This is a genomic window from Mesorhizobium xinjiangense (assembly GCF_009749525.1).
Taxonomy (GTDB): domain Bacteria; phylum Pseudomonadota; class Alphaproteobacteria; order Rhizobiales; family Rhizobiaceae; genus Mangrovimarina; species Mangrovimarina xinjiangensis.
In genome coordinates, this window is the sequence record NZ_WOAC01000009.1 from 132,543 (window position 1) to 156,314 (window position 23,772).

The window sequence follows — 23,772 nt, forward strand, 5'->3', positions numbered from 1 at the left end:
TTGTACCCGAGCCTTTTCAGAAACGATCGGCCCTGAAGGGCGAAATGTCGATAGCCGGTGTGTCGCCAACCACCAGGTCGCGCACGATCCGCCCCGTGCCGGCGGCCTGCGTGAGGCCCAGATGGCCGTGGCCGAAGGCATAGACGACGTGCGGGGCGTCTTTTGCCCGAGCTATGACGGGCAGGGAATCCGGCAGGGAGGGGCGGTAGCCCATCCATTCGCGCCCGCCTTGCGTCTTCAGCCCCGGCAGGAAGCGCTTCGTCTTTTCCAGCATCGCTCTTGAGCGGGCGAAGTTGGGCGGCCGCTTCAGTCCGGCGAGCTCGACCGCCCCGCCGACGCGCAACCCGGTCGACAGCGGCGTCACCACGAAGCCATGTTCGGAAAAGATGAGCTGCATCCTGACGTCGAAGGCGTCCGCCGGCAGGGTCGTATTGTAGCCGCGTTCGGTTTCCAGCGGCACGCGGTCGCCAAAGCCCCGCGCGATGCGATGCGACCAGGCGCCGGCGGCGATCACCAGCTTCTGCGCCAAGAGCGTGACCCCATGCCGAAGCTGAACGGCGATCCGATCATGGGCCGGCCGCGCCAGCACCACCTCGCCGGAAACGAAATCCGCGCCCTTGGATTCGGCATGGCGCCACAGCGCCTTGCCGAGGAGTTTCGGGTCCGAAACGTTCTTCCATCCCGCAACATACCTGCCGCGCGCAAAATGATCCGACAGGCCGGGCTGATAGTCGGCCAGCCGGGCCTTATCGATGTGCTCGAATGCGAAGCCCATGCGTTCTTTCGCCTGCCAGCCTGGCAGTGCATTGCGAAAGCCGGCCTCGCTGTCATAAAGCTCGAGCGCGCCGTGCTCGTTGAGCATATGCCGGGTGCCCGATCGTTCCAAGAGCGCCATCCACTCCGCCTCGGCCAGCCCCATCAACGCGCCTTGGGCGGCCAGTCCACCCTCGTAGCGGTCGGCGAAACCGGCCCGCCAGAAGCGCACGAGCCAGGGCAGCAGTTGCGGCATGTAGGCAGGCGGAATGGACAACGGCCCAAGCGGATCCATCAGCCATTTCGGCACCTGCGCCAGCATGCCCTTTTGCACCAGCGGCAGCACGTCGGAAAAGGCGAGTGCGGCGGCATTGCCGGAACTGGTTTCCTCGCACACGCCGGTGCGGTCGATCACCGTGACGCGGCGCCCGGTCTCGGCCAGATAGGCAGCCGCACAGATGCCGACGATCCCGGCGCCGACGATGACGATATCCGTTTCGGGCTTGTCCGGCTTCGCCACGGGCGGGTCCTCAGAATGCGGGAAGCTCGGGCCGGCACGCCAGCGCGTCCTTCACGATCTTCTCGGCCGCCACACGACGCTCGCCGGCAAGCGGCTGGCGCGGCATGCGTACGCGATCGTTGGAGCCGATCGCCAACACTTCCGCAAGCTTGATGTTCTGCACCAGATAGGTCGAGACGTCGAGATCGAGCAGCGGCCGGAACCAGCGATAAATGGCCAGGGCTTCCTCGCGCCGCCCCTGCTTCATCAGCTGGTAGATCGCCACGGTCTCGCGCGGAAATGCCGTGACCAGCCCGGCGACCCAGCCGACCGCACCGACCGACAGCGCCTCGAAGGCGAGGTTGTCGACACCGGTGAAGAGGTCGTAGCGCTCTCCGAGCGCGTTGATGATCTCGGTCGAGCGGCGGATATCGTCGGAGGATTCCTTGATCGCCACGAAGCGTTCGTCGGCCGCCAGCCGCTCCATGATCGGCACCGTGACGTCGACCCGGTAGGCGACGCGGTTCGAATAGATCATCACCGGCAGGTCGCCGGCGGCCGCGACGGCCGACAGCGCGTCGACCGTCTCATCGGCATTGGTGTGATAGATCGGGCTCGGCACGATCATCAGCCCGTCGGCGCCGGCGGCGGCGGCCTGTTTCGCCATCGCGCATGCTTCGCGGGTGCCCGCTTCATTGACCGTCAGCAGGACGGGCTTGCCGGCCGCGACCCTGCGCGCCGTTTTCAGCACCTCGATCTTCTCGTCCTGCGACAGCATCGGCCCTTCGCCGAGCGATCCGGCGACGATCAGGCCGTCGCACCCCGCTTCCAGCTGCAGCGCGAAACAGCGCTCCATCTCCGCATGATCGAGGCGATCGTCCTCGGTGAATTTCGTCGTGACTGCCGGAATGACGCCTGACCACATAATTGTTACGCTCCTCTGATATATTATTGATATATCAATCCGGGCGGCTCTCTGTCAATCGATGATTCCTGATGATATATGAGAAATATATCAAATCGGAGCTCAGCAATGACGATTGCGCCGCCGCGCCACAACGAACCAGCCGCCGCCAAGGCCTATCGGGCGCTCGAACGCATGATCGTGACATTGGAGCTGCCGCCTGGCAGCGTAACGACGGAGGGCGCGCTGATCGAACAGCTCGACCTTGGCCGCACTCCGGTGCGCGAGGCCGTGCAGCGGCTGGCCTGGGACGGCCTGGTCGAGGTGCGCCCGCGGGCCGGGCTGGCGATCGCGCCGCTCGCCGCCGGCGACTGGATAAGGGTCATCGACGCGCGGCGCGGGGTCGAGGAAGTTCTCGCGCGGTCCGCCGCACGCTATGCCACGCCGGAATTGTCGATCCGGTTCAAGGACGCGGCGATGTCGATGCAGCGCGCCGTCATCAGCGGCAATGTCATCGCCTTTCTGGAAGCCGACAAGGCCCTCGACGAGGCGATGGGGGTGGCCGCCGACAATCCCTTCGCCGCGCGTCTGGCGGCACCCCTGCAGACGCACAGCCGGCGCTTCTGGTTTCGCTACCAGAGCGACAGCGGACTGGCCGATGCCGCCGAGCATCATGTGAAGGTGATCCGGGCCATTCTGGACGGCGACGCCGACGACGCGGGCAAGCAGGCCAAGCGTCTGATGGCTCTCCTGCGCTCAAATGCGGAAAAGGCGATCAGGCGCTGAGGCCCCACCGCCTCACGAGGACTTCTCGTGCCTGCCTCCGGGCGGGTTCAACCCCGCCGCCTCGTGGAGCGGCAGATTGCTTTCGAAGCCTTCCCCGACGGCCATGATACAGCTCTGGCCGGTCGTATCCGTCGACATCAAGGTCCAGCTGCCGCTTGCCGAAACGAACAGCTCCATGATCGTGGTCTCGTCCAGAACGCCGAGTGCGGTCGGAACCTCGTGGAACTGCATGTCGAGTTCGCTGGCAATGGCGTCGCGCTCGCCGCACGACACGATCTGCGGCACCGGTTGGCCGGCTTGCCCGGTCGACGGGCCGGCCGCGCGAACGCTGTCTCGCGTCTCCACCGCATCCCAGACGATCGGAACCGAATAGGCCGAGACCGGCAAGACGATGGCCGAAAAGGCAATAAGGGAGGTGCGCATCATCGACATTTCCTCCTGCCGCCCTCGTTCAGGAACGGCTTATCCGCGTGAGCAATGCGCAAGCCACGCCGCCAAGGCTCGCATCTTTCAAAAGCGCCTTCATGCGCGCCTGTTCCATCACGTTTCTGAGTCGCAGCGAAACATCGCATCGCCCCGCTCCTTTCAACCGGGCGTTGGCACCGTCGTGCCTGGCCCGCCACAATCAGCGGTCGGTGCTGACCGGCATGGCCGGCGGCTCGATATCGACCCAGGAATCGCCGGCCGCCACCAGGCATGTGCGCTTGTTGCGGTCGGTCACGATGACGGTCCAGGTGCCATCGGCAGACTTGAACAGCTCCAGCACCGCCTGATCGCCGATAAGGCCGAAGCCGGCCGGCCGTTCGTCGAAACGCTCGTCAAGCCAGGAAACCACCTCGGTCCGCGTCGTGCACGGACCGCGCTGCGCCTCGGCCGCGGTAACGAATGCGCTGGTCAGCAGGGCCGCGCCTGCTACGGCCACAATGGTGTTGAGAATTCGATTTACGTGCATCACACATCTCCTTCGCCAGCTCGTCCCGGCGAGGAAGATGTGGGGTTCAGCTTCGCGCCACCGGGATGATACAGGCCGGTTTCGACGTCGTCATCGCGTCGCTCCCTTCTGTTTTTCCGGTCTGTTCCACAGCGGTTTCGCCTCAAGGCCATACCGCTCTGTCTAGGATATGATTATGCCGTGGTGCGCCAGCAAGATATAGTCACCGAAGAGTGATTGGAGGCCATCCATTGGTCGGGCCGCGCGCCGACGCTACGCAATTGGACGGAGCGGGCGGCTTTCGCTTCCGCCCGGCCGCCGCCAATATGACGAATTCCGCGCCGTCCTTGATGCCCCGCCGCGCGCCCGCGGCCGCAAGGCGGCGAGGACGCGCAAAACAGGAAACCGTCGGGCTCAGTTCATCGTCGGGATGACGAATTCCGCGCCGTCCTTGATGCCCGACGGCCAGCGCGAGGTGACCGTCTTGGTCTTTGTGTAGAAGCGGAACGCATCCGGGCCGTGCTGGTTGAGATCGCCGAAGGACGAGGCCTTCCAGCCGCCGAAGGTGTAATAGGCGATCGGCACCGGGATCGGCACGTTGACGCCGACCATGCCGACATTGACGCGGGCCGAAAAGTCGCGCGCGGCATCGCCGTCGCGGGTGAAGATCGCCACGCCGTTGCCCATCTCGTGATCGTTGGCGAGTTGCAGCGCGTTTTCGTAGGTCGGCGCGCGCACCACCGAAAGCACCGGGCCGAAGATCTCCTCCTTGTAGATGCGCATCTCCGGCGTCACGTCGTCGAACAGGCAGCCGCCCATGTAGAAGCCGTTCTCATAGCCCTGCATGTTGAAGCCGCGGCCGTCGACGACGAGCTTGGCGCCTTCTTCGACGCCGAGATCGACATAGCCCTTGACGCGCTCCAGCGCCTGGCTGGTTACCAGCGGCCCCAGATCGGCCGAGGAATCCGTCGACGGGCCGACCTTGAGGCTTTCCACGCGCGGGATCAGCCGCTCGACCAGCCTGTCGGCCGTTTCCTGGCCGACCGGCACGGCGACCGAGATCGCCATGCAGCGCTCGCCGGCCGAGCCGTAGCCGGCGCCGACCAGCGCGTCGACCGCCTGGTCCAGGTCGGCGTCCGGCATGATGATCATGTGGTTCTTGGCGCCGCCGAAGCACTGGGCGCGCTTGCCGCTCGCCGTAGCGCGGGCATAGATATATTGCGCGATCGGTGTCGAGCCGACGAAGCCGACGGCCTTGATGTCGGGATCGTCGAGGATCGCGTCGACCACTTCCTTGTCGCCATTGACGACATTGAGGATGCCGGCCGGCAGCCCCGCCTCGACGAAAAGTTCGGCAATGCGCATCGGCACGCCGGGATCGCGCTCGGACGGCTTGAGGATGAAGGCGTTGCCGCAGGCGATCGCCGGGGCGATCTTCCACAGCGGGATCATGGCCGGGAAGTTGAACGGCGTGATGCCCGCCACGACGCCGAGCGGCTGGCGCATCGAATAGACGTCGATGCCGGGCCCGGCGCCTTCCGTGTATTCGCCCTTCATCATGTGGGGAGCGCCGATGCACACCTCGACCACCTCGAGCCCGCGCTGGATATCGCCCTTGGCATCGGCAATCGTCTTGCCGTGTTCGCGCGCCAGAAGCTCGGCCAGCTCGTCATATTCCTTGTGCACCAGGTCGAGGAACTTCATCAGAACCCGCACCCGGCGCTGCGGATTGGTCGCCGCCCAACCCGGCTGTGCGGCCCTGGCGTTTTCGACCGCCTTGCGCACGTCCTGCGCACTTCCCAGCGCGACCTTGCCGCGCACCGAACCGTCCATGGGCTGCATGATGTCCTGGCTGCGCCCGCCCGTTGCGGCGACATGCTCGCCGCCGATGTAATGCCCGACTTCCTGCATCGTCTCACTCCCTGAAGCTTGAGTTGACGCATTGTCCTGCTTTGGCAAGGCGAATGCAACGCGACTCGCAACGCATCCGATGTGCAAAAAATAAAGCGCAACTGGCCATGTTTGCCAATTTCTGCATAATAACTGGAATGTCACTTTCAGCCCTGAAACGCCGCGTTCCTTCACGCCCCCCTCTGGCCTGCCGGCCATCTCCCCCACACGGGGGGAGATTTCCTTTCAAGGATGCCCCGCCTCTTCTGCAATGTCGGCGATTGGCAATGTCAACGACGACAGCCCATCTCCCCCCTCGGGGGGGGAGATGTCCGGCAGGACAGAGGGGGCAACGTAGAGCACCGGCGTCACGCCCTTGCTCGTTCAGGACACTTCATGAACTGGGATGACGTGCGCATATTCCTCGCGGTCGCCCGCGCCGGCCAGATCCTGGGCGCTGCGCGCCGCCTCGGCCTCAACCATGCCACCGTCTCGCGGCGCGTGGCCGCGCTCGAGGAAAGCCTGAAGACGAAGCTCTTTCGCCGCCTGACGACGGGAAGCGAGCTCACCCAGGCAGGCGAACATTTTCTCGGCGTCGCCGAGCGCATGGAAGCCGACATGATCGTCGCCCGGGCCGAGATTGCCGGCGAGGGCGACGATGTCGCAGGTGTCGTGCGGATCGGCGCACCGGACGGCTTCGGCGTCGCCTTCCTGGCCCCGCGCCTCGGCCGGCTGACGGCCCGCTACCGCGATCTTGCCGTGCAGCTCGTGCCGGTGCCGCGCTCCTTCTCCTTGTCGCGGCGCGAGGCGGATATCGCGATTACCGTCGAGCGGCCGACCGAAGGCCGCCTCGTGGCGTCGAAACTCGTCGACTATTCGCTCGGACTTTTCGCCTCACGTACCTATGCCGCCGAATACGGCCTGCCGCAGTCGCGCCAAGAGCTCGCCCGTCACCGGCTGGTCGGCTATGTCGGCGACCTCGTCATCAACCCCTCGCTCGACTATGCGGGCGAATTCGCCACGGACTGGAACGCCGGCTTCCAGATCTCATCGGCCCTCGGCCAGACCGAGGCCGTGCGTTCCGGGGCCGGCATCGGCATTCTGCACACCTTCGTCGCCCGGGCGCATGACGACCTCGTGCAGGTGCCGGCCGCGCCGCCGATCCGCCGCGCCTACTGGCTCGTCTATCATGAATCGATGCGACCGCTGCGCCGCATCCAGGCCGTCTCCGCCTTTATCGGCGAGGAGGTCGAGAAGGCGCGGGCGCTGTTTGTCTGAGGCGGCCGATCACGGGCATCGGTCATCCCGGCTGGACGAGCGGGATGACACGCAGGTGTTTGGGCTCTACGCCGCGCCGACTTTCTGCTTTTCGAAGCGCTTGCGCTCATGCGGGTCGAGATAGAGCTTTCTGAGCCGGATCGACTTCGGCGTCACCTCGACCAGCTCGTCGTCCTGGATCCAGGCCAGAGCGCGCTCCAGCGTCATGCGGATCGGCGGCGTGAGCTTGACTGCTTCGTCCTTGCCGGCGGCACGCACATTGGTCAGCTTCTTGCCTTTCAGCACATTGACTTCCAGGTCGTTGTCGCGGCTGTGGATGCCGACGATCATGCCATGATAAACCTTGACGCCGGGGTCAATCACCATCGGCCCGCGATCCTCCAGGTTCCACAGCGCATAAGCGACCGCTTCGCCCTGCTCGTTGGAGATCAGCACGCCGTTGGTGCGGCCGGGCAATTCGCCCTTGTAGGGCTCGTAGGCATGAAACAGCCGGTTCATCACCGCCGTGCCGCGCGTGTCGGTCAAAAGCTCCGACTGGTAGCCGATCAGCCCGCGTGTCGGCGCGTGGAAGACCAGCCGCAGGCGGGCGCCGCCCGAAGGGCGCAACTCGACCATCTCGGCCTTGCGCTCCGACATCTTCTGCACCACCACGCCGGAATGCTCTTCGTCCACGTCGACGACGACTTCCTCGATCGGCTCCAGGAGCTGGCCGTCCTCGTCCTTCTTCATGACCACGCGCGGCCGCGACACGGCAAGTTCGAATCCCTCGCGGCGCATGGTTTCGATCAACACCGCGAGCTGCAATTCACCGCGGCCCGAGACGTAGAAGGAATCCTTGTCCGACGATTCCTCGATTTTGAGCGCCACATTGCCTTCCGCCTCGCGCAACAGCCGATCGCGAATGACGCGGCTCGTCACCTTGTCGCCTTCCGTGCCGGCAAGCGGGCTGTCGTTGACGATGAAGGACATGGTGACCGTCGGCGGATCGATCGGCTGGGCCTCCAGCGGCTGCGAAACCGCGGGATCGCAAAACGTGTCGGCCACCGTGCCCTTTGACAGCCCGGCAATCGCCACGATGTCGCCGGCCTGCGCCTCCTCGATCGGCTGGCGTTCCAGGCCGCGGAAGGCAAGGATCTTCGACACGCGGCCGTTTTCCAGGAGCGAGCCGTCACGCGACAGCACCTTGACCGGCTGGTTCGATTTCAATGAGCCCGATTCAATGCGCCCGGTGATGATGCGGCCGAGAAACGGGTTGGCTTCCAGGATCGTGCCGATCATGCGGAACGGTCCCTCACCCACACTCGGCTCCGGCACGTGGCGCAGGACCAGGTCGAAGAGCGGCGCCAGCCCGTCTTCCTTCGGCCCCTCCGGGTTCTCGGCCATCCAGCCGTCGCGGCCCGAACCGTAGAGGATCGGGAAATCGAGCTGCTCGTCGGTCGCGTCGAGCGCGGCGAAAAGGTCGAACACCTCGTTGATCACCTCGTCGGCGCGCGCATCGGGCCGGTCGATCTTGTTGATGGCCACGATCGGCTTGAGCCCCACCTTGAGCGCCTTGCCGACGACGAACTTGGTCTGCGGCATCGGGCCTTCGGCGGCGTCGACAAGCACGATCGCCCCGTCGACCATCGACAGGATGCGCTCCACCTCGCCGCCGAAATCGGCATGGCCGGGCGTGTCGACGATGTTGATGCGCGTGTCCTTCCATTCCACCGAGGTCGCCTTGGCGAGAATGGTGATGCCGCGCTCCTTCTCCAGGTCGTTGGAGTCCATGGCGCGCTCTTCGACGCGCTGGTTGTCGCGCACGGCGCCAGACTGTTTCAGGAGCGCATCGACGAGCGTCGTCTTGCCATGGTCGACATGCGCGATGATCGCAATATTGCGGAGGTTCATAGTGTGGTCTCGGAAGCTCGTTCCCGCCAGCGGTGCAGCCATGTCTGCGGGCGGTCTCGACCGCCGACGCCGCTATACTGACGAAATGTTTCGGTTGGCGCGCTCTTACAGGCATTTTCGCAAATGCGAAAGGGGAAGGTTCAATGCACCTCGCCTCGATCCGCCGCACCGCGCCGCAGCGACCGCGGCGCGCGCCCTTCGGCACGGCGAAAGGCACGCGAGAAATCGCCGGGCTGACGATAGCCCAGCCGCTCGGCAATCTCCGAAATCGGCAGCCGCGTCGACGCCACGGTGTGCCGCGCATAGTCCATGCGTACGCACTCGACCTCGCGGCGAAACTGTATCCCCTCGGCATATAGCCGTCGGCGCAATGTCCGTTCCGACATGCCGCACAGCGCGGCCACACGACGCTGGCTGATCGCCCCCTCGCCGATCAGCGACAGGATGGCAAGGCGTAAACGGGTGGCAAGGTCGGCTTCGCCGTCGGGCCGGACGGCCGGCCATGCCGGCGCGACGCCGGACAGGGGCCGGGCCAACGGCAGATCCAGCATGCGCGCGGGCAATGCAAAACGGTTCACCGCCTGGCCGTAGATGCAGGCCAGGCCGACGCTGCGGTCAAAGCCGTTGGCGCCGGCATGCGCCTCGTGCTCGAAGACGAGGCTCTCGGGCCGGAAGGAAGCGCAGGCAAAGCACCGCACGACGCCGTCGAGGAAACCGAAGGTGAACTCGACGTCGCGCGCCCGCGGCCAGATCGCCGGATCGAGCACCCGGTATTCGACGATGGCCACGGTATCGTCGACGCGCATGCGCAATAGACTGCCGGACTGCACCTGTCCGATCGCGCCGACGACCCCTGAAAGCAGATCCCCAAGGGTTGCCCCGTCGATGCCGGGAAACATGTCCTTCATCGCCCAGGGCACGAAGTCGCGGCCGAGCCGCCACGCAATACCGGGGTCTTCGCTCCCGGCTCCCGCGGCCTCGAGGAGCCGCACGAACTCACAAAGCGCGATGGCGCTGCGCCCGGTCGCCGCAGCCGGGTCTTCGAGGCCGGCGGTCCTGGCGACGGCCGCCGGATCGAGGCCCGCCGTTGCAAGATGCGGCGCCAGCCCTGCAAGCACGCGCGCATCGATGCTGCCGATCGTGCCGCCTGGTGCCATTTCGCGAGCCTCGGTCATGCGCATGGCCGCCAGCCTATCGCAATCCCGGAACAAGTGGAAAGACCCGGCAGGGCTGCCCGCACGCGAGGCTCAGGACGGGTTGCGGATCGTCATGGCCGGATTGTGGGAAAAGAAGTTGAAAGGCACCAGCGAGATCCCCTTCCACATGGTCGACATGACCGGCCAGTCCTCCATGCGCGGAACATGGTGAAAGCCCATCGTGTACCAGGTGACGATATCCGTGTCGTCGATGCTGCGATCCTGCTCGACCCAGGCCGGAAGACTGTCGGACCCATCGCTCTGAAAGGCATATTTGCCGCCCGCATAGCGCTCGTCCACGTTGTACGGCGTGTTCCAGAACGTGTAATCGATATAGGCGTTGCGCTTGATCGGAGGATCGTTGGCCGGATCGAGCGGACCGTAGGCGACGCTGTTGCCGGGCATGATCATGTAGCCCGGATGATGGCCGAGCCCGCTTTCAGCGCCCATGTTCATCACGTGATACATGGCCGGCGTTGCCGGGTTGACCTTGTAGCGGCCTTCGAGCTCGCTCGCCGCCGCCTTGGTGTCCGTCACCCACATGGAGCGCCGGGGCAGGTCGTCGGGCAACTCGGCCGGCACCAGCCCGGTGCGCATGAACGTGTTGTCCTGTCCGTCGATGTCGAAGTCGAAGCGGAAATTGAAGAAATGGTCGTGATTGGGCGCCACCAGGTTGGGCGCAATCAGCGTTCCGTAGGCGGTGTCGGTCGCAGCCGTCTCATCCTTCATCGAGGTAGAGGCGACACCCTTGACCGCATCGAGCCCGGTCGATCCGACCATGACGCGGATCGTGCCGTTCTGCTGGAAGACGTAATCGATCAGGTAGTCGTAATTGCCGACCTCGGAAGCCGAACGCACCACGAGTTCACTCGCCGGACGGCCCTCCGCCGGCACCGGGGCGTCCGGGCTCTGCGCGAAGATCTCGTAATGGCGCCATGCCGGATCGCCGATATTGCGCTCGAAGATGCATACCGCACCCGGGATCTCGGCCGGCATGCCGTCGTCGCCGTGCACCACGGCCGGCAGATAGGCGGCAAATTCGGGGCAGTCGACGCCGGGCGTCAGCGGGCTCAGGAAGATGCCGAAACCATATTCGCCGGAGTCCATATAGGTGCGCCAGTACCAGCCGGCGTCCGGATCCATGTAGGGCACGAAGACTTCCGACAGATGCGCCTGGTAGAGGACGGAGCGCGGGCCGGAGCCGTCGTTGGCCGCAATCTGCGACAGCACCACGCCCGGGCGCTTGTCGACGCGCCAGCGGAAACTCCAGATGTCCCAGGAAATCCTGGAGCCGTCGATGGAGAAATTGGCGCCCTCGGGCTGGCCGAGCATGGCCGGATTTGTCGCCTCGCGCAGCTCGATCCCGTCTCTGGCCGCAATCTCGTCCTGCGTATAGCCCCAAGGGTCCTCCGGTACGGGAACCGCCCCGGTATCGACGACCTCGACCACCTCGCCGCCGGCAAGGTCGACGACCGCGAACAAGCCTTCGATCGGCTTGGCGTAGAAGTTGGAGCCCGTCGGATTGACATAGCACGGCACCTTCATCAGCCGCTTGCCTTCTTCGGCCGCCGTGCCGAAGGAGCCTGCCGTCAGCGGCAGGCAGAAGACGTCCGCCGGCGTCAGCCCGCGCTTGTCGAGCCCGGCGACGAAATCGGGATTGCCGAGCGCCAGCTCCATCGCGCCGATGAACTCCTCGAGCAGGATCATGGTCTCGCCCGCGGCGGGCTGCCAACTCTCCACCGTCTTGTCGTTCAGATCGACGACCCCTTCGAAGACCCCCGACGAGGTGCGCACATTCACCGTGGCCCGGCGCGGTTGCGGGTCGCCTTCCTCCCAATCGAGCACCAGCGACTTGTCAGGCTCCTTGAGCTCGATCAGCGGAAACCGGCTGTCGGCGTCGGTCTTGCCGTCCGCCTTCAGGATCTCCACCACCGACTGGATTTCCGCACTCGACAGACCGTCGAGCGGATGCGAGAACGCCGGCGCCGCGAGGGCGAGCCCGGTTGCGATGGCCGTCGCCGCGCCGCAGCGCGCAAAAATGGTCTTGCAGTTCATTGCCGTTTCCCTCTGGTTTTGCGGACATGGTTTCTCGATACACCCGGTTTCTGCGACCGGTGCGCCGATCTTACTCCCATTGCCGCAGGACCGGCTTAGCATTTCCGGCCACGACAGCCTTGCTGTCGCGCGATGTCGACGAGACACGCGGTTCGGGGACACAGCGTTCAAGGGCACGCCGCTTTCAATGTCTCCCGCGATGCGTCATCCTTGCGATCAATCCCGCAACCGGCGTAACGCATCGAGGCATTCCATGAAGAAGATCGGCTTTCTTTCCTTCGGCCATTGGAACCCATCCCCCCAGTCGCAAACCCGCACGGCGGGCGACGCCCTTCTGCAGTCCGTCGACCTGGCGGTTGCGGCCGAAGAGCTCGGCGCGGACGGCGCCTATTTTCGCGTCCATCACTTCGCCCGACAGCTCGCCTCGCCCTTTCCGCTGCTCGCTGCGGTCGGCGCCAGGACCAGCCGCATCGAAATCGGCACGGCGGTCATCGACATGCGCTACGAGAACCCGTTCTACATGGCAGAAGACGCCGGTGCGGCCGATCTCATCGCCGGCGGGCGCCTGCAGCTCGGCATCAGCCGCGGCTCGCCCGAACAGGTCATCGACGGCTGGCGGCATTTCGGCTACCAGCCGCCGGAAGGTATGAGCGACGCCGAGATGGGCCGCCGGCACGCCGAGGTCTTCCTCGACATATTGAAAGGCGAAGGCTTCGCCGAGCCCAATCCACGACCGATGTTTCCCAATCCGCCGGGATTGCTGCGCCTCGAACCCCATTCGGACGGGCTGCGCGAGCGCATCTGGTGGGGCGCCGGCTCCAACGCAACAGCCGCATGGGCCGCCAAGCTCGGCATGAACCTGCAAAGCTCGACGCTGAAGGACGACGAGACCGGAGAGCCGTTCCATGTGCAGCAGGCGGCACAGATCCGGGCCTATCGCGAGGCATGGAAGGAAGCCGGCCATGAGCGGACGCCGCGCGTCTCGGTCAGCCGCAGCATCTTCGCCCTCGTCGACGACCGCGACCGCGCCTATTTCGGACAGAGCGGCAAGGAAGGTGACTCGATCGGCTACATTGACGAGAATACGCGGGCGATCTTCGGCCGCTCCTATGCCGCCGAGCCGGACGACCTCGTCAGGCAGCTCGCCGGGGACGAGGCGGTCGCGGAAGCCGACACATTGCTGCTCACGGTGCCCAACCAGCTCGGCGTCGACTACAATGCGCACGTCATGGAGGCGATCCTGAAACACGTCGCGCCGGCGCTCGGCTGGCGTTGATGGCCCAAGCGGGAGCGGTCAGCGCCACTTGCCGGCCGCGCGCAGCATCATCAGTTCGCTGATGTTTTCAAAGGTGACGTAACCCACCATGCGGTCGTCGGCGCCGACCACGGCGACCGCCGGAACCCGGCCCTCCTGCATCGCGTCGATCGCCGCCGTCAGCCACGCAGTGTCACGCACCTTCGGAATGTCGCGCACCATCATCTCGATGACCGGCTTGTCGGCGCCGTGCTCGCGCAGCCCCTCGACGAGGGCGGCCCGGGTGAGAACGCCGCGCAGATGCCGGCCGCCGTCGGTCACCGGAAATTCGTGCTGCGTCGTGCGCAGGAGCGCATCGGCGGCATCGGCAAGCCGCGCATTGGGCCGCAGCGACTCGTAGCTCGTGATCATCGCATCGCGGACCTTGACGGCCCGGGCTGCATCGCGCAGCCCGGTCGCCTGCGTCTCGGCATTGGCCGCCAGATAGACGAAGATGGCGACGAAGATCAGCAGCGGATTGCCGCCGACCAGCCCCAGGAAACCGAAGGCAAATGCCGCGATCTGGCCGATCGTACCGGCGATTTCGGTGGCGCGCACGCGCGGGTAGCGCATGGCGAGAAGCGCCCTCAGAACCCGCCCGCCATCCATCGGAAAGGCCGGGATGAGGTTGAACAGCACGAGCACGATGTTGACTGCCGCCAGCCGGGCGGCAAAGCCGGTCGCCGGGTTTTCCATCGAGGCGAGCGTGTCCGGATCGAACCGTCCGCCGAGAAACAGGAGCAGCACCGCGGCGATAACGACGTTGACCAGCGGACCGGCAAGCGCGACGACGATCTCTTCCGACGGTTTCTCGGGCATGCGTTCGAGCTCGGCCACTCCGCCGATCGGCAGAAGCGTTATGCGCGGCGTCTTGATGCCGTAGCGCCGGGCGGCAATCGCATGACCGAGCTCATGCAGCACGACGCAGGCGAAAACCGCGATGACGAAAACGATGCCGTCGGTCGCCGCAGCCGCACCGCCTGCCTGGAAATGCACGATGCCGATCCACAGCAGGAGCAGGAAGAAGGTGAGATGAATGCGCACTTCGCTGCCCGCGACGCGCCCGATGGGAAAGGACCACTGCATCGACGCTCCAACACTCTGATCTGCGCATCGCGATTCCGGGCCGATGCGCCGGCATACCCTATGTGCCAAGCTGCGCCACCGCTCGCCAATGTCAAGATCGACCGATCGCGCTCAGGTGTCGGAGGGATGGCAGGCGACACTGGCCACAAACACAATGGCGGGCCGAGGGCCCGCCATCGCTTGATCGTCGTCTACCGCGATGCCGCTCAGGCCGAGCGCATGGGATCCAGCGTGACCTTGTAGAGCTCGTTGTCGTCGCGGTCCATCAGGCGCACCGTCATCTGCTCGCTCGCGCCGTCGATGTCGACCAGGCCGAAGAACTGCAGGCCGGCAGAGGGCGGCAGGTTGGCGCCCTGTTCCTCGCTCGGCGCCTTGACGTATTTCACCTCCGGCCCGAAGGTCATGTCGAGGTCATTGGGGCCGAAGGTTCCGGCATGGAGCGGGCCCGAGACGAACTCCCAGAACGGGTTGAAATCCTGGAAGGCGGCTTTTGACGGGTCGTAGTGATGCGCCGCCGTATAGTGGACGTCGGCGGTGAACCAGACCGTGTTGTCGATGCCTGCATTCTTGATGAAGCGCAGGATGTCGGCGATCTCGAACTCGCGGCCCTTCGGCGCTCCGCCGTCGCCATTGGCCACACCCTCGATCAACTCGCCGTCGGGCACGACAAGGCCGATCGGCATGTCGCAGGCGATCACCTTCCACGTCGCCTTGGAGTTGGCCAGTTCCCGCTTCAGCCATTTCATCTGCTCCTCGCCGAGAATCTGGCTCTCGGAGGACGGCATATCCTGCATCGACTTCGAGTTGGGACCGCGATAGCTGCGCAGATCGAGGAAGAACACGTCGAGCAGCGGCCCATAGGCGATCTTGCGGTAGACGCGGCCGGGCTCGGCCGGCATGTAGCGGATCGGCGTCATTTCATGGAAGGCGCGCGCCGCACGCGAGGCCAGCACGCGAACCGACTTTTCCGTGTAGCGGTCGTCTTCCATCAGGTTTTTTGAATCCGACCAGTTGTTGACGACCTCATGATCGTCCCACTGAAAGAAGGTCGGGCAAACTGCGTTCAGCGCCCGGCAATGCTCGTCCATCATGTTGTATTTCCACTGGCCGCGATATTCGTCCAGCGTCTCGGCGACCTTGCGCTTTTCGTCGATCAGCACCGTGTTGACCCATTTGGTGCCGTCCTTCAGCTCGATCTCGTCCTGCATCGCCCCGTCGGCATAGATCGTGTCGCCGGAATGGAGGAAGAAATCCGGCGTGTGCTTGGCCATGGTGGCATAGGTCAGCATGCCGGTCTCGTCGATGCCCCAGCCCTGGCCGGCCGTGTCGCCCGACCAGGCGAAGCGCACATTGCGGCGCGAGGCCGGGGCCGTCCTGAAACGGCCGACGATCGGCTCGGAGGTGGCGTTCATGTCGGACAGATCGGCCGCGACCATGCGGTAGAAGATATCCTGGTCGGCGGGCAGGTCCTCCAGGAGCCGTTTTACGGCGAAATCGTTTTCTGGCAGTGCGTCGAGCGCCGCCAGCCTGGTCGGATTGGCAAAGCTTTCGGCGGTCGAGACCTCGAACGTCACCCTGGCCGGGCGGTCGGCGCGTGTCCAGATCATGCCCGAATTCATGTCGACATCGCCGGATTGCACGCCGTGGGTGAAGCTCGGACGCTGGTTGGCGCGCGAGTAAAACGGCATGGCAAGGCCGGACGCCCCGACGATGCCGGCGGCGCCGGCCGTCGCCAGAAGGCTGCGGCGCGTGATATTTGCAGTTGATTTCATGGCTGTCGTCCCCGGATGGCTATGAGAATGCGCGCGCAAAGTCGGCCCGCATTGTTGCAGGCCGATTGCAGGACCATGAAATATTCTTGACAGCCGACGGACGCGGCAAGGATCAGAGCATGTCCCGCTCAAACGGAAACGTTTGAAGCAAAGATATGCGCGCTAGGTCAGGCCGCGCTTCTCCATCATCGCCTGCGGATCGGGCAGGGCGCCGCGGAACGCCGTGTAGAGATCCTCGGGATCGGCTGATCCGCCCGCCGCATAGATGTGCTCGCGCAGCTTTTGCGCCAGCCCCGGATCGAACACGTCGCCGGCCTCCTCGAAGGCGGCGAATGCATCGGCGTCGAGAACCTCCGACCACATGTATGAGTAATATCCGGCGGAGTAGCCGTCGCCGGAAAAGACATGCAGGAAATGCGGCGTGCGGTGGCGCATGGCGATCGCCTCCGGCATATTGAGGCGCGCCAGCGTTTCGGCCTCGAAACGAAGCGGGTCTTCAGGGGCCTCGCCTTGCGCATGAAAGGCCATGTCGACAAGCGCCGAGGCCGTGAACTCCACCGCTGCGAAACCCGCACCGAAGGTGCGCGCGGCCTCGATCCGGCCGATGAGCTGGCGCGGCATCGCTTCGCCCGTCTCTTCGTGAAGCGCATGCTTTTCAAGGATTTCCGGCACCATCAGCCAATGTTCGTAAAGCTGCGAGGGCAGTTCGACGAAATCGCGCGAAACGGACGTGCCGGAGACCGACGGCCAGGTGACGTCGGACAGCATGCCGTGCAGCGCATGGCCGAACTCGTGAAACAGCGTGCGCGCCTCGTCGAGCGACAGAAGCGCCTTTTCGCCCCTGGCCGGCTTGGCGAAATTCATCACATTGTAGACGATCGGCTTGGCGCCCGCGCCGAGCCGGTGGCCGGGCTGCAGTGCACTCATCCAGGCGCCCGAGCGCTTGGACGAGCGATTGAAATGATCCGCCAGAAAGGTCGCGCGATGCGATCCGTCCGGATCGCGCACCTCGAAGACGCGCACATCCTCGTGCCAGGCGGCAATATCCTTGCGCTCTTCGAAAGACAGGCCGAACAGCCGCCCGGCCACGTCGAAACAGGCGGCAATCACATTGTCGAGCTGCAGATAGGATTTGACCTGCTGAGCGTCGAAATCGAAACGCTCGGCGCGCAGCTTCTCGGCATAATAACGCCAGTCCCAGCCGGCGATCGGATCGTTCTGGCCGTCGTCCGAGGCGATGCGCTGCAATTCGGCCCGCTCGGCGTCCGCCTTTTCCAGCGCCTTTTCCCATACCGGTTCGAGTAGCCCGAAGACGCGCTGCGGCGTCTTGGCCATCGTATCGTCGAGCTTGAACGCGGCAAACGAGGGATAGCCGAGCAGCCCGGCCTTCTCCGCCCGCAGCGCCAACGTCTTCGCGACGATCTCCGAATTGTCGTGCGCGCCGCCGTTCTGGCCGCGTCCGATGAAGGCGCGATAGGCCTTTACACGCAATTCGCGATGCGCCGAAAAAGCCAGGAACGGCTCGACGATCGAGCGCGAAAGCGTGACGGCGTAACGCCCTTCCTGTCCGCGCGAGGCGGCCGCCTCGGCCATCGCGCCGCGCAGGAAACCGGGCAGTCCGGCCAGTTGATCCTCGCCCAGAAAGAGCGCCCATTCGCGTTCGTCGGCCAGCACGTTCTGGCCGAAACCGGCACCGAGCGATGCCAGTTCCTCGTTGATCGCCGCCAGCCGCACCTTGCCGGCCGCGTCGAGCTTGGCGCCGGCGCGCACGAAGCGCTTCCAGGTTCGCTCCAGCACCCGCTTGGTCTCCGCGTCAAGGTCGAGCGTCTCGCGTTGCTCGTACAGCGCGTCGATGCGCCGAAACAGCGCGTCGTTCATGTAGAGCGCCGAAGCGTGCCGGGCCATCTTCGGCGCGATCTCGCGTTCGAGCGCCTGGATCGTGTCGTTCGTGTCGGCACCGGCCTTGCACCAGAAGATGGCGGCCACGCGGGAAAGGGCCAGACCGGACAGTTCGAGCGGGGCCAGCGTGTTGTCGACGGTCGGATCGTCCCGGCCGCCGGCGATGGCGGCGATCTCCGCTTCGTGCGCCGCAAGTGCCGTGTCGAACGCAGCCGCAAACGCATCCTGCGCAATCGCGTCGAAGCGGGGCAGACCGAGCGGGCCGTTCCAATCGACGATCGGATCGGCCAGGAGATCGGATTGGGAGATCTGTTCGGTCATTCGGATGCGATCCTTCTTGATGCTCGCCTATCGATTGCAGGCTCGATGTAGGCGCGCCCGCGACCCCGCGCAACTCTTGACGATCGACCCGGAAATTAATAAGTAGACCTTATTATCAGTTGTTCTTAGCAATGATCATGTCCCCATCAACCGACCCAGACACGATCGGGTTCCTGGTCGGCGATCTCTCGCGTCTTTTCCGCGCCGAGTTCGAGCGCCGCATTGCCCGCATCGGACTATCCGTAACGCCTGCCGAGGCACGCACCCTGGCCAATATCGCCCGCTGCGGCTCGATGCGCCAGCACCTGCTGGCCGAACGTCTCGGCGTCGAGGCCATGACACTTTCGGGCACTCTCGACCGGCTGGAATCGCGCGGCCTGATCGCCCGCGCGCCCGATCCCGCCGACCGCAGGGCGAAACTCGTGAGCCTGACGCAAGCGGCAGAAGACCTGCTCGCCGAGATCCGCAAGGTCAGTGCGTCCATCCGTTCCGATCTCTCCGCCTCGATGGAGGACAGCGAGTGGGAGCGGATGCTTGAGAAGCTGAAGCATGTTCGCGCGCGTCTGATCGAGCTCAAGGTACAGGCCGCGAACGAAGAAGGCGAAACCCGATGAACGCGCTGCCTCCCAGGCCGCAGCAGATCATGAGCGAGCGCCGCGTCACTTTGATCGGGGCGCTGCTCGTTGCCGTCGGCCCGATTTCGATGGCGCTGTTCACGCCGGCCATGCCGGAGATCGCGCATGCCTTCGGGACCAGCGAAGCGGCAGTGAAGATGACTTTGTCGCTCTATTTCGCCGGCTTCGCCTTCGCCCAGCTTGTCTGCGGCCCTCTGTCGGACGGGCTCGGCCGCAAGCCGGTGACCGTCGGCTTCATGGTGATCTACCTCGCCGCCAGCCTGCTCGCCCTCGTCGCGCCGAGCATCGAGGTGCTGATTGCCGCCCGCTTCCTGCAAGGCGTCGGCGCGGCCGTCGGCGTTGCGATCTCGCGTGCCCTGGTGCGCGACCTCTTCGTCGGAGAGGCCAGCGCCCGCATCATGAACATGATCGGCGTCATGCTGGCCGTCGGACCCGCCGTCGCGCCGACGCTGGGCGGGCTGACGCTCGAACTGGCGGGCTGGCACGCGATCTTCGCGCTGATGCTCGTGCTCGGTCTCGGCGTCATTGTCGCCGTGCAGTTCGGCCTGAAGGAAACCGTCTCGCCCGACATCTCGCGCATCCGGCCCCAGGCCCTGTTCTCCTCCTATCGCCGTCTTCTGGCGAACACCTACTTCCTGACGTCCAGCCTCGTCATTGCAGGCTCGGTCGGCGCCCTCTACACGCTGGCCACGATCCTGCCCTTCGTCCTCATGGACCGCGTCGGGCTGGAACCGACCGAATTCGGCATGGGCATGCTGATGCAGTCCGGCCTGTTTCTCACCGGTGCACTCGCCATGCGCCAGCTCATGCAAACCCGTTCCGCCTTCCGGCTGGTGCCGGTCGGCCTCGCCTGCATCGGCGTTGCCAGCATTGCGCTCGGCGTCGGGCTGCGCATCGCCGAGCCGACCTTTCTCGGCATTATGGGGCCGGTTGGAGTATACGCCTTCGGCATCGCCTTCATCATGCCGGCCATGACGGTCGCCGCCATGGCGCCTTTCGCGAACATCGCAGGCGCCGCTGCATCGATGCTCGGCTTCATGCAGATGGGATCCGGTCTCGTCGGCGGGTCGGTCGCGGCCCTGATCGGCGACCCGGTGCTGGCGCTTGCCACCGTCGTTCCGGCCTTCGGGGCGACAGCGATCGTTTCATGGCTGATCTGGCGCCTGCTGCCGGAGCCCGTCAGTTTCGTTCCGCATCCCGCAGCGCAAGACGAAGCCCAGGCGCACGGTCCCGGCGCTTAGAACATGTCCCGCTCAAACAGAATCGTTTGAGCGAAAGGTACATGTTCCAGCATATTGATCTGGCGCGCATATCTTCGCTTCAAACGTTTCCGTTTGAAGCGAACGCGCGCTAGAACTCGGCGCAATTCTCCGCCACGCTCGCCTGGACGCTTTCGCTGATCCGGTCGCCAGAAAGCACGAACCATTCGCGGGTCAACAGATCGTTGTCGGGAAAGTCGTAGCAGACCAGGGCGGTCACGGACCGGCCCTCCTCCTGCTCGATGCGGTGCCTGATGCCGGCACCATCGACGGCGATCTCCCACTCCTCGATGGAATCCAGGAACTCCGCCTTCGTCTGCTCGATGCCCACATCTTCCAGCCGGATGACGGCATCGTTGGCCAATAGACGGTCGAGCGCCGTCCGGTCGGCCCGGGCGAGCGCGTCATACCAACGCGACAGCACGCTTTCGGCATCCGATGCCAGGCCGGCCGCCGGAAAAACGAGCAGCGCCAGTGCCGCCAGCACAAAGCCAGTTCGATGCATGTGAACCTCCATGTCGCCCCTCGCCCGCCGATGCGCCCGGCAAGACCGTTTCCGGAACGTCAGCCCAGATCCGGGCGCTGGAAATCGCCGGTTTCGCGGTTCATCACCCAGAGTTCGCCGGTCGAGATGTCGAACCATGCGCCGTGCAGCGACAGCTTTCCCTTGCCTTCGAGAAGGCTGACGCAAGGAAATGTCCTGAGATTGGAGATCGAATAGCGGATCGAGATACGTTCGAGCGCGGTCTGGCGCTCGGCGCCGGTCATCAGGCTGTTGTCCGAAACGGCCTGCGCCGCCGGGGCCACCAGCCCCATCCATTTGCCGATGAAGTCGCCCGGCGACAGCGGCTCGGCAGACGGATCGAGCGCGGCGCGGATACCACCGCACCGGCCATGCCCCATGACCACGATGTGCTTCACCTTCAGGCTTTGCACCGCGAACTCCAGTGCCGCCGAGGTCGAATGGTGGGCGCCGTCCGGCTCGTAGGGCGGCACGAGATTGGCCACATTGCGCACCACGAACAATTCGCCCGGTCCGGTGTCGAAAATGGTTTCGGGCGCGGCGCGCGAATCGCAGCACGCGATGACCATCGTTTCCGGCGTCTGGCCGCGTTCGGCCAGTTCCCGGTAGCGGTCTGTCTCGACCGCAAAGCGGCCGCCCATGAAATTGCGGTATCCGGCAAGCAGGCGATCGGGCAAATGGCTCATGGTCTTTCGATAGCGAGGTCCGGCGTCCAAGGCAATCCTTGCTTCGCCGCCCTCAGGCCCATATCGCGACCGGAATGTCGTGCGCATCGCGGCCCGGCGGATCGGGAAAAGGGGTCGCCATACCGTTTGCGTGGCGCGCGGCAATCAGCATCACGGCGGCGGCGTCCAGCAGATCATCCTCGCCCGCCCCGCGCGGCGGCGGCGCTTCCATCACCGTCTGGTCCACGCCGCAGGCGGCAAGCAGCGTCTTGCGCTCGGCCATGCCGGCAGGGTTGACCCGGCCCTTGATCTTTTTCGGCAGGCTCATGGCACTGCCGCCGTTGAGGCGCCAGAAGGCGACCTCGGGATGCGATTCGATCAGCCGCCCGTGAAGATCGGGGCGGGCGCGCATGAGGCCGTCGACCTCCCTGATCTTGCCGAAGATGCCGAAGGCCTGGATCGAAACGCCGCGCGGCGGATCGGAGGTCTGCCGCGCCACGGCGCTCGCCCGCCGGTGCGCCGCGTACCACTCGTCGGCACCGTCGAAGGGGCCGGGCTCGGCATAGACGGCGGCCCGCGAGGGGATCGAAAAGACACTCGACTGGCGCTCGCCGAGAAACTTCCGCACCAACGCCTCCGGACCGCGCCCGCCGGAAAGCGTGTGCTCGGGCAGGCCGATCGGCATATCGACGGCAATGACGGCATCATCCGGCAGGGTGCCGATCAGTTCCGCGAAGGTGGTGAAAACAGCGGCCCGCATGGTCTGCGCGGGATCGGCGATCACCGCGACCCAGCCGCCGCGGCACCCGTCGGCCCCGACGACGACGCGCCCGGACGGCACGATCGGCCTTGTCATCAGCCCGGCTTGCCCGTGAGCGTCAATTCGCGCACCGCGATATGGCTCGAAGGCTGTGCCAGAAGCGCGGCATCGGTCTCGATCTGCAATTCGTCGCCGCCGCGCGCCACGGTGGCCTGCAGGATGTCGTAGACCGCCGCCGTCGTTTCGCCCAGCGCCGCCTCAAGGGCAAGCCCCGAGATCAAGCGGCCCAGAAGCAGCGCCGCCGTCAGATCGCCGAGCCCGTTTGGCGGGCGAGCCACAATAGGGTGATCGGCGAAGTAAGCGGCATCTGACGTCACGGCCAGATTGCCGGTCGCATCGCTGCTGCCGGCGGGCGCCGAGGTGACCACGACCGTTTGCGGCCCCAGGCTTCCGGCTGCATCGACGACCTCTGCCGGGGTTTCGACCCGGCGTCCGGTCATCCAGGCCAGTTCGTGCCGGTTCGGCGTCGCGATATCGGCGCGCGGCACCAATGCGTCTCGGATCGACGCAGCGATCGCCTCGGGCACGTAGAGGCCGCCGAGATCGCCCATCACCGGATCGCACAGATAGAGCACTTTCGGATTGGCGGATTTGACCGCCTCGACCAGCCCGGCAACGGCGCTCGCCTGCGCCGGGCTGCCGAGATAGCCCGAAATCACGGCATCGACCTCGCCGATCCAGGGCGCGTTGGCGAGATCGGCCAGCATCGCGGCAAATTTCTCGTCGTCGGGCACGATCATGGTCGATGGTCCGTGGCCGGGATGCCAGGACAGTGTCACCGTCGGCACGGCCCAGACCGGGAAGCCCAATGTTTCCAGCGCGAACACTACGGCGCGATTGCCGACGCAGCCGCGCACCACATGGCTCGAAATGGCGATCACGGAGGGGCGGCGGCCGGGCATGGGATGAACCATCATAGCTGTCCTTCGGCCAGGAGGAACAACAGCCACACAAGCAGCCCCACAAAGACCACCAGCCCCAGAACCCGGCCGATGCGCGTTCCCCACAATTCGACGCTGTCGTTGCGGTCGGCGTCGGCGGCTGTGAGATGGTTGCGCGCCTTTTTTGCCGCCCGCGCCGTGAGCGTGCTCGATGGATCGGATTCGGCTTGCAGGCGCTCGAGAATGCGCCTGGCTTCACCTGTTCTCTTGTCGTCGTCTTCCGTCATTGCTGACCCCGTCACACGGCCTCCGATTCTTAGAGTATGTCCCTCTCAAACGGAATCGGTTTTCGACGCGTCGTAACAAAGCGATAGGGCGCGCCGCACAGGCCCTCGCACGACCGGCGATCTTGCGGTGATGGCGATCACATGTGCA

The 23,772-nt window shown here is 65.3% G+C and carries 21 protein-coding genes; 5 read left to right on the forward strand and 16 right to left on the reverse strand.

All coding sequences use genetic code 11. The annotated features are described in order from the left end of the window. Positions 1-16: 16 nt before the first annotated feature. Entirely contained in the window at positions 17-1,273 is a 1,257-nt protein-coding gene (locus tag GM909_RS11655) for an NAD(P)/FAD-dependent oxidoreductase (RefSeq protein WP_157016556.1), read from the reverse strand. A 10-nt stretch (positions 1,274-1,283) separates the two neighbouring features. Beyond that, positions 1,284-2,177 carry a dihydrodipicolinate synthase family protein gene (locus tag GM909_RS11660; protein WP_157016557.1) on the reverse strand — a complete coding sequence of 298 codons (894 nt, stop codon included), beginning with the start codon at positions 2,175-2,177 and terminating at the stop codon, positions 1,284-1,286. A gap of 108 nt (positions 2,178-2,285) precedes the next feature. Between GM909_RS11660 and GM909_RS11665 the strand changes: the two genes are divergently transcribed. After that, positions 2,286-2,942, forward strand: coding sequence for a GntR family transcriptional regulator (locus tag GM909_RS11665; RefSeq protein ID WP_157016558.1), 657 nt, complete (start codon positions 2,286-2,288; stop codon positions 2,940-2,942). A 12-nt stretch (positions 2,943-2,954) separates the two neighbouring features. On the opposite strand, the gene GM909_RS11670 is transcribed toward GM909_RS11665, so the two are convergent. The 3 genes from GM909_RS11670 to GM909_RS11680 all read right to left on the reverse strand — a co-directional run bounded on the left by GM909_RS11670 (position 2,955) and on the right by GM909_RS11680 (position 5,784). After that, complete coding sequence (locus GM909_RS11670; RefSeq protein WP_157016559.1) at positions 2,955-3,368, reverse strand: hypothetical protein; 414 nt, start codon at positions 3,366-3,368, stop codon at positions 2,955-2,957. Between the two features lie 199 nt (positions 3,369-3,567). Further along, positions 3,568-3,894, reverse strand: a complete 327-nt coding sequence (locus tag GM909_RS11675) for a hypothetical protein (protein ID WP_157016560.1) — start codon at positions 3,892-3,894, stop codon at positions 3,568-3,570. 393 nt (positions 3,895-4,287) lie between these two features. Beyond that, on the reverse strand, positions 4,288-5,784 hold the full coding sequence (locus GM909_RS11680; protein ID WP_157016561.1) for a CoA-acylating methylmalonate-semialdehyde dehydrogenase: 1,497 nt from the start codon (positions 5,782-5,784) through the stop codon (positions 4,288-4,290). A 375-nt stretch (positions 5,785-6,159) separates the two neighbouring features. Here GM909_RS11680 and GM909_RS11685 point away from each other — a divergent pair, with 375 nt between their 5' ends. After that, positions 6,160-7,041: a LysR family transcriptional regulator gene (locus GM909_RS11685; RefSeq protein ID WP_157016562.1), complete on the forward strand. Its 882-nt coding sequence runs from the start codon at positions 6,160-6,162 to the stop codon at positions 7,039-7,041. 66 nt (positions 7,042-7,107) lie between these two features. Here the strand turns inward: GM909_RS11685 and typA are convergent, their stop codons facing one another. The 3 genes from typA to GM909_RS11700 form a co-directional block, all read right to left on the reverse strand. Beyond that, positions 7,108-8,931: a translational GTPase TypA gene (typA, locus tag GM909_RS11690; RefSeq protein WP_157016563.1), complete on the reverse strand. Its 1,824-nt coding sequence runs from the start codon at positions 8,929-8,931 to the stop codon at positions 7,108-7,110. Positions 8,932-9,071: 140 nt separating this feature from the next. After that, positions 9,072-10,106, reverse strand: a complete 1,035-nt coding sequence (gene qhpR / locus GM909_RS11695; protein ID WP_198174217.1) for an AraC-like transcriptional regulator QhpR — start codon at positions 10,104-10,106, stop codon at positions 9,072-9,074. Positions 10,107-10,178: 72 nt separating this feature from the next. Beyond that, positions 10,179-12,182 carry a copper amine oxidase gene (locus tag GM909_RS11700; RefSeq protein WP_157016565.1) on the reverse strand — a complete coding sequence of 668 codons (2,004 nt, stop codon included), beginning with the start codon at positions 12,180-12,182 and terminating at the stop codon, positions 10,179-10,181. Between the two features lie 253 nt (positions 12,183-12,435). Between GM909_RS11700 and GM909_RS11705 the strand changes: the two genes are divergently transcribed. Continuing rightward, positions 12,436-13,458, forward strand: coding sequence for an LLM class flavin-dependent oxidoreductase (locus GM909_RS11705; protein ID WP_157016566.1), 1,023 nt, complete (start codon positions 12,436-12,438; stop codon positions 13,456-13,458). Positions 13,459-13,476: 18 nt separating this feature from the next. Here the strand turns inward: GM909_RS11705 and GM909_RS11710 are convergent, their stop codons facing one another. The 3 genes from GM909_RS11710 to GM909_RS11720 form a co-directional block, all read right to left on the reverse strand. Further along, positions 13,477-14,562, reverse strand: a complete 1,086-nt coding sequence (locus tag GM909_RS11710) for a site-2 protease family protein (RefSeq protein ID WP_157016567.1) — start codon at positions 14,560-14,562, stop codon at positions 13,477-13,479. A 206-nt stretch (positions 14,563-14,768) separates the two neighbouring features. Further along, on the reverse strand, positions 14,769-16,334 hold the full coding sequence (locus tag GM909_RS11715; RefSeq protein WP_157016568.1) for an alkaline phosphatase D family protein: 1,566 nt from the start codon (positions 16,332-16,334) through the stop codon (positions 14,769-14,771). Positions 16,335-16,496: 162 nt separating this feature from the next. Further along, positions 16,497-18,554 (reverse strand): M3 family metallopeptidase, encoded by a 2,058-nt coding sequence (locus tag GM909_RS11720; RefSeq protein WP_157016569.1) that lies wholly within the window; start codon positions 18,552-18,554, stop codon positions 16,497-16,499. Between the two features lie 137 nt (positions 18,555-18,691). Here GM909_RS11720 and GM909_RS11725 point away from each other — a divergent pair, with 137 nt between their 5' ends. Together GM909_RS11725 and GM909_RS11730 are read left to right on the forward strand one after the other, a co-directional pair. Next, positions 18,692-19,168: a MarR family winged helix-turn-helix transcriptional regulator gene (locus tag GM909_RS11725; RefSeq protein WP_157016570.1), complete on the forward strand. Its 477-nt coding sequence runs from the start codon at positions 18,692-18,694 to the stop codon at positions 19,166-19,168. Next, on the forward strand, positions 19,165-20,430 hold the full coding sequence (locus GM909_RS11730) for a multidrug effflux MFS transporter (protein WP_235911847.1): 1,266 nt from the start codon (positions 19,165-19,167) through the stop codon (positions 20,428-20,430). Before GM909_RS11725 ends, GM909_RS11730 begins: the two co-directional genes overlap by 4 nt. Before the next feature lie 109 nt (positions 20,431-20,539). Here GM909_RS11730 and GM909_RS11735 read toward each other — a convergent pair whose 3' ends face one another. The 5 genes from GM909_RS11735 to GM909_RS11755 are packed head-to-tail and all read right to left on the reverse strand — an operon-like array spanning position 20,540 to position 23,639. Beyond that, complete coding sequence (locus GM909_RS11735) at positions 20,540-20,953, reverse strand: nuclear transport factor 2 family protein (protein WP_157016571.1); 414 nt, start codon at positions 20,951-20,953, stop codon at positions 20,540-20,542. 59 nt (positions 20,954-21,012) lie between these two features. After that, on the reverse strand, positions 21,013-21,657 hold the full coding sequence (locus GM909_RS11740; protein ID WP_157016572.1) for a carbonic anhydrase: 645 nt from the start codon (positions 21,655-21,657) through the stop codon (positions 21,013-21,015). Between the two features lie 52 nt (positions 21,658-21,709). Beyond that, positions 21,710-22,492, reverse strand: a complete 783-nt coding sequence (locus tag GM909_RS11745; RefSeq protein WP_157016573.1) for a DUF429 domain-containing protein — start codon at positions 22,490-22,492, stop codon at positions 21,710-21,712. Further along, positions 22,492-23,370: a pyridoxal kinase PdxY gene (gene pdxY / locus GM909_RS11750; RefSeq protein WP_157016574.1), complete on the reverse strand. Its 879-nt coding sequence runs from the start codon at positions 23,368-23,370 to the stop codon at positions 22,492-22,494. The genes GM909_RS11745 and pdxY overlap by 1 nt, the downstream gene beginning before the upstream one ends. Further along, entirely contained in the window at positions 23,370-23,639 is a 270-nt protein-coding gene (locus tag GM909_RS11755) for a hypothetical protein (protein ID WP_328600456.1), read from the reverse strand. The genes pdxY and GM909_RS11755 overlap by 1 nt, the downstream gene beginning before the upstream one ends. Positions 23,640-23,772: the final 133 nt, after the last annotated feature.

Coding starts and splice junctions, on each gene's coding strand:
- GM909_RS11710 (WP_157016567.1), bottom strand. CDS start 14,562: ATGCAGTGGTCCTTTCCCATCGGGCGCGTCGCGGGCAGCGAAGTGCGC.
- GM909_RS11725 (WP_157016570.1), top strand. CDS start 18,692: ATGTCCCCATCAACCGACCCAGACACGATCGGGTTCCTGGTCGGCGAT.
- qhpR (WP_198174217.1), bottom strand. CDS start 10,106: ATGACCGAGGCTCGCGAAATGGCACCAGGCGGCACGATCGGCAGCATC.
- GM909_RS11740 (WP_157016572.1), bottom strand. CDS start 21,657: ATGAGCCATTTGCCCGATCGCCTGCTTGCCGGATACCGCAATTTCATG.
- GM909_RS11680 (WP_157016561.1), bottom strand. CDS start 5,784: ATGCAGGAAGTCGGGCATTACATCGGCGGCGAGCATGTCGCCGCAACG.
- GM909_RS11675 (WP_157016560.1), bottom strand. CDS start 3,894: ATGCACGTAAATCGAATTCTCAACACCATTGTGGCCGTAGCAGGCGCG.
- GM909_RS11670 (WP_157016559.1), bottom strand. CDS start 3,368: ATGATGCGCACCTCCCTTATTGCCTTTTCGGCCATCGTCTTGCCGGTC.
- GM909_RS11660 (WP_157016557.1), bottom strand. CDS start 2,177: ATGTGGTCAGGCGTCATTCCGGCAGTCACGACGAAATTCACCGAGGAC.
- GM909_RS11745 (WP_157016573.1), bottom strand. CDS start 22,492: ATGACAAGGCCGATCGTGCCGTCCGGGCGCGTCGTCGTCGGGGCCGAC.
- typA (WP_157016563.1), bottom strand. CDS start 8,931: ATGAACCTCCGCAATATTGCGATCATCGCGCATGTCGACCATGGCAAG.
- GM909_RS11715 (WP_157016568.1), bottom strand. CDS start 16,334: ATGAAATCAACTGCAAATATCACGCGCCGCAGCCTTCTGGCGACGGCC.
- GM909_RS11665 (WP_157016558.1), top strand. CDS start 2,286: ATGACGATTGCGCCGCCGCGCCACAACGAACCAGCCGCCGCCAAGGCC.
- GM909_RS11720 (WP_157016569.1), bottom strand. CDS start 18,554: ATGACCGAACAGATCTCCCAATCCGATCTCCTGGCCGATCCGATCGTC.
- GM909_RS11700 (WP_157016565.1), bottom strand. CDS start 12,182: ATGAACTGCAAGACCATTTTTGCGCGCTGCGGCGCGGCGACGGCCATC.
- GM909_RS11685 (WP_157016562.1), top strand. CDS start 6,160: ATGAACTGGGATGACGTGCGCATATTCCTCGCGGTCGCCCGCGCCGGC.
- GM909_RS11705 (WP_157016566.1), top strand. CDS start 12,436: ATGAAGAAGATCGGCTTTCTTTCCTTCGGCCATTGGAACCCATCCCCC.
- GM909_RS11730 (WP_235911847.1), top strand. CDS start 19,165: ATGAACGCGCTGCCTCCCAGGCCGCAGCAGATCATGAGCGAGCGCCGC.
- pdxY (WP_157016574.1), bottom strand. CDS start 23,370: ATGGTTCATCCCATGCCCGGCCGCCGCCCCTCCGTGATCGCCATTTCG.
- GM909_RS11735 (WP_157016571.1), bottom strand. CDS start 20,953: ATGCATCGAACTGGCTTTGTGCTGGCGGCACTGGCGCTGCTCGTTTTT.